Raw genomic sequence first — 3,865 nt, 5'->3', positions numbered from 1 at the left:
GGGCGACCTCGCCGAGCGGGTCGCGGAGGCGCTGCGCATCCGCGGCCGTGCCTCGCTCGTCGTCGGCACGGAGGGCTTCCTGCGCCCCGCCTCGCTGCGCCTGGAGTACGGGCATCAGGACGCCGACGCCTACTACGACGGCTGGTTCGACACCCGGGCCCTGTGGCGCGAGGTCTTCGGCCCGCTCGAACCGGACGGCGACGGCCGCGTCCTGCCCGACCTCTGGGACCCGGCCACCGACCGCGCCACCCGCAGCCCCTACGTCCAACTCCCGCCCGGTGCCTTCCTGTTGTTGCACGGCCCCCTCCTCCTGCGGCACTGGTTCCCCTTCGACCTGACCCTCCACGTCCTCCTCTCACCGGGCGCCCTGCGCCGCCGCACCCCCGAGATCGAGCACTGGACCCTGCCCGCCTTCGAACGCTACGAGGACGAGACCGACCCGGCCGGCACGGCGGACGTCCTGGTGCGCGCCGACGATCCACGTCACCCGGCGTGGGGCGGATTGCCCAAGGGTTGAGCAACTGAGCCGAGTGACCCCACCCAAAGGCTTTTATATGCGCGTGCATTTAGTTAGAGTGTGGCCATGCCGATCTTCGACGACTCCGTCCGTGCCCTTCTCGACGGCAAGAACTTCGCCAGTGTCGCCACCCTCCGCCCGGATGGCGCCCCGCAGACCTCGGTGGTCTGGATCAAGCGCGAGGACGACACCGTCCTCTTCTCCTCCCTCCAGGACCGTCAGAAGGTGCGCAACCTCCGCCACGACCCCCGCGTCAGCCTGTCGGTGTTCGACCTCGCCAACCCCTACGCCTCGGTCGAGATCCGCGGCACCGCCGAGATCCTCCCCGACCCGGACAAACGGCTTCCGTACGAGCTCTCGCACAAGTACCTCGGCATCGACCCGCCCGGCGAACGGGACGACCAGGTGCGGGTGATCATCCGCGTCGTGCCGCAGAAGATCGTGGGCTTCCAGGTCTGAGCGCCGTCCCGGATCCCCGGTCGGCGCACCGGAAGTCCCGACCGTCCGGGTGCGTTCGCCCCGCCGCGCGGCGAGAATGTAGGGCGCCGGGACTAGCGGAACGTTCTGTGCCGCGCCGGCCGTCCGGCACCAGGAGGTACTACATGACCACCGCCGGAGACATCATGCACCGGGGCGCCCAGTGGATCCCCGCCCATGAAACCCTGGACCGCGCCGCCCAGCTGATGCGTGAACTGGGCGTCGGAGCCCTGCCCATCAGCGATGAGAACGAACGGCTCTGCGGCATCCTCACCGACCGGGACATCGTCGTCGGCTGTGTGGCCATGGGCCACGATCCGGCGAAGATCACCGCGGGCGAGATGGCCCAGGGCACGCCCCGCTGGATCGACGCCGGCGCCGATGTCGGCGAGGTGCTCCAGGAGATGCAGGGCCACCAGATCCGCCGGCTTCCCGTCATCGAGAACAAACGCCTCGTCGGCATGATCAGCGAGGCCGACCTCGCCCAGCACCTGACGGAGGAGCAACTCGCCGGCTGGGTCGAGAGCGTCTACGCCCGGAGCGGTATGCGCTGAACCGCTGGACGGTTCCGGTTCAGCGGCTGCCGTTCAGAGCCAGCCGTTGCGCCGGAAGCCCCGGTACAGCGCCAGACAGGCCGCGGATATCACGCCCAGGATCAGGGGATAGCCGAACCGCCAGTGCAGCTCCGGCATGTGGTCGAAGTTCATGCCGTACACACCGCACACCATCGTCGGTACGGCGATCACCGCGGCCCAGGCCGTGATCTTCCGCATGTCCTCGTTCTGCGCGACCGTCACCTGGGCGAGGTGCGCCTGCAGAATCGAGTTGAGCAGTTCGTCGAAGGACGCGATCTGTTCCTTCGCCCGCAGCAGATGGTCGGAGACATCGCGGAAGTAGGCCTGTATCTCCGGTCCGACCACCCGCATCGGCCGAGTGGACAGTGCCTCCAGCGGGCCGCTGAGGGGGACGACCGCCCGCTTCAACTCCAGCAGTTCACGCTTGAGTTGGTAGATACGGCCCGGGTCCGCCCGCGCGCCGTTCTCCGCGAACACGTCCGTCTCCACCTGGTCGATGTCCGCCTGCACCGAGTCGGTGACGCTCAGATAGTCGTCGACCACGTGGTCCGCGATCGCGTGCAGCACCGCGGCCGGCCCCTTGGCGAGCTGCCGGGGGTTCGACTCCAACTCCTCGCGCAGCGGCCCCAACGAGCCGTGCCGTCCGTGCCGCACGGTGATGACGAACTCGGCGCCGACGAACACCATGATCTCGCCGGTGTCCACGACCTCGCTCGTCGCCGTCAGCTTCTCGTGCTCGACGTAGCAGACCGTCTTGAACACCGCGAACAGCGTCTCGCCGTAGCGCTCCACCTTCGGGCGCTGATGGGCCTCGATGGCGTCCTCGACCGCCAGCGGGTGCAGGTCGAAGAGCTCGGCGATGCCTGCGAACTCCTCGTTCGTCGGCTCGTGCAGGCCGAGCCAGACGAACCCGTCGTCCTTTTTGCGCACCCGCTCGACGGCGTCCACCAGGTCGCCGCCGAGCGGGACCCGGACGCCGTCCTGATACGTGACGCACTTCACCACGGAGGAGCCCAGGGGTGACCGGGCGTGGTGGCTCAGGTCGACCCGGGGGTGCCGCCGGGCCAGCCGTGCCACCTTGCGGAGGCCACCGACCCTGCCGAGGCCCGTGACCTTCCGAAGATTCCCTGCCATGGACATCCGGATCTCCTTGCGTGGATCCCCTCACATCGCATTTCTGCGCCTTGGCGTGCCAGTTTGCCAGGCCGACGTGAGCGGCGGGTAAGCCTGTGGGAACGGAATCCTCCGCTTTGTTCCCGCCTGTGGACGAAGCCGTGCGGGAGCGCGCGCACGGCCGTGGCGAGGGCGTTCCGAACCGGAGCGTCGACCCCTCCCCACAAGCGGAGCAACTGGGATGATCGCCGCATGACGCGATCCGACGGGTATCTCCTCGACAATCGGCAGTCCGAGGCGGGGCAGCGCTTCGACGCCTTCGCCACGCTCTTCGACCCCACGACGTTCCGGCACCTGGAGGGGTTCGGCGTCGGACCCGGCTGGCGGGTCTGGGAGGTCGGCGTCGGAGGCACCTCGGTGGTGTCCTGGCTGGCCAAGAAGGTCGGACCGACCGGGAAGGTCATGGCGACCGACATCGACACCTCCCAGGTCGCCTCGGCGGCCCGTCCGCCGGTCGAGGTGCGCGTCCATGACGTGGGCGCCGAGGAACCGCCGGGGGAGGGCTTCGACCTCGTGCACGCCCGACTGGTCCTCGTCCATGTCCCGGACCGGGAACGGGCGTTGCGCTCGATGATCAAGTCCCTGCGCCCCGGCGGACGCCTCCTGATCGAGGACGCCGACCCCGCCCTGCAACCCCTGCTCTGCCCCGACGAACACGGCCCCGAGCAGCAACTCGCGAACCGTCTCCGCAACGGCTTCCGCGCCCTCCTCGCCGACCGCGGCGCCGACCTCTCCTACGGCCGCAAGCTCCCGCGCCTGCTCCGCGAGGCCGGTCTGCGCCGGGTGGAGGCCGACGCGTACTTCCCGGTCACCTCACCGGCCTGCGCAGCCCTGGAATCCGCCACGGTCCGCCAGATCCGCGACCAACTCGTCACCGCCGGCCTCGCGACGGACGAGGACATCGACCGCCATCTGGCCAACGTCGCCTCCGGCACGATGGATCTGGCGACGGCACCGATGATCTCGGCGTGGGGGCGGAAGGGGTAGGCGGCGGGCGGGAGTTGGCGCCGGGTGGGCGAGGAGAGCGGTTGCTGCGGGCGTGCGCGGCGGTGGTTGCGGGCGTGCGCGGTGGTGGTTGCCGGCGAGCAACCCGCACCACGGGCCTCCGTCAGCCCGACCGCAC

Annotated in this window: 5 protein-coding genes; 4 read left to right on the top strand and 1 reads right to left on the bottom strand. The window is 69.8% G+C overall.

Annotated elements, in window-relative coordinates; translation table 11 throughout:
• The 3 genes from R6V09_RS48085 to R6V09_RS48075 all read left to right on the top strand — a co-directional run.
• Positions 1 to 517, top strand: a 517-nt coding sequence (locus R6V09_RS48085; RefSeq protein ID WP_317887765.1) for a uridine kinase, incomplete at its 5' end; no start/stop codon positions are given.
• 66 nt (positions 518 to 583) lie between these two features.
• The gene (locus R6V09_RS48080) at positions 584 to 976 is read left to right on the top strand and encodes a PPOX class F420-dependent oxidoreductase (RefSeq protein ID WP_317887764.1); all 393 of its coding nucleotides are present in this window, start codon (positions 584 to 586) and stop codon (positions 974 to 976) included.
• A 143-nt stretch (positions 977 to 1,119) separates the two neighbouring features.
• Positions 1,120 to 1,548 (top strand): CBS domain-containing protein, encoded by a 429-nt coding sequence (locus tag R6V09_RS48075; RefSeq protein WP_019067604.1) that lies wholly within the window; start codon positions 1,120 to 1,122, stop codon positions 1,546 to 1,548.
• Between the two features lie 33 nt (positions 1,549 to 1,581).
• Here R6V09_RS48075 and R6V09_RS48070 read toward each other — a convergent pair whose 3' ends face one another.
• Entirely contained in the window at positions 1,582 to 2,709 is a 1,128-nt protein-coding gene (locus R6V09_RS48070; RefSeq protein ID WP_317887763.1) for a magnesium and cobalt transport protein CorA, read from the bottom strand.
• Positions 2,710 to 2,934: 225 nt separating this feature from the next.
• Here R6V09_RS48070 and R6V09_RS48065 point away from each other — a divergent pair, with 225 nt between their 5' ends.
• Positions 2,935 to 3,729 (top strand): methyltransferase domain-containing protein, encoded by a 795-nt coding sequence (locus R6V09_RS48065; RefSeq protein ID WP_317887762.1) that lies wholly within the window; start codon positions 2,935 to 2,937, stop codon positions 3,727 to 3,729.
• Positions 3,730 to 3,865 lie beyond the last annotated feature (136 nt).

Origin of the sequence: Streptomyces sp. W16 (assembly GCF_033194735.1) — a bacterium.
In the GTDB taxonomy this organism is placed as follows: Bacteria; Actinomycetota; Actinomycetes; order Streptomycetales; family Streptomycetaceae; genus Streptomyces.
The sequence above is the reverse complement of the archived record's forward strand: the minus strand, read 5'-3'. Positions and strand labels throughout refer to the sequence as shown.